The sequence below is a fragment of the Streptomyces sp. WM6386 genome, assembly GCF_000972385.1.
In the GTDB taxonomy this organism is placed as follows: Bacteria; Actinomycetota; Actinomycetes; order Streptomycetales; family Streptomycetaceae; genus Streptomyces.
Window position 1 is genome coordinate 1 of sequence record NZ_JXTE01000748.1, and the last position, 324, is coordinate 324.

Below are 324 nucleotides of genomic sequence, written 5' to 3' on the forward strand. Positions count from 1 at the left end.
GTCCACGGCCTCCCAGGGATCGGTGATCTCCACTTCCGGTACGGCCTCCTGGCGCCCGGCCCCCCGCAGGTGCTGGGCCCGTACGTTGCGGGCCACCCCGAACAGCCAGCCCCGCGCCGAGCCGCGCGAGGCATCGAAGGTGCGCCGCGCGGCGAACGCCTGCAACCACGCCTCGGCCAGCAGATCGTCCGCCGCGCCGGGCATACGCCGGGCGAAGTAGCCGTGCAGGGCGGGCGAGTACATCTCCACCAGCGGGGTGAACGCCGCCGCGTCCCCCGCCGGCCGTGTCAGCAGGGCGTCGCTGTCACCGTCACGGTCGGGGGC

The 324-nt window shown here is 75.3% G+C and carries 1 protein-coding gene; it reads right to left on the reverse strand.

The window, feature by feature from the left end:
- Positions 1 to 324, reverse strand: a 324-nt coding sequence (locus TN53_RS43510; RefSeq protein ID WP_267886611.1) for an RNA polymerase sigma factor, incomplete at both ends; no start/stop codon positions are given.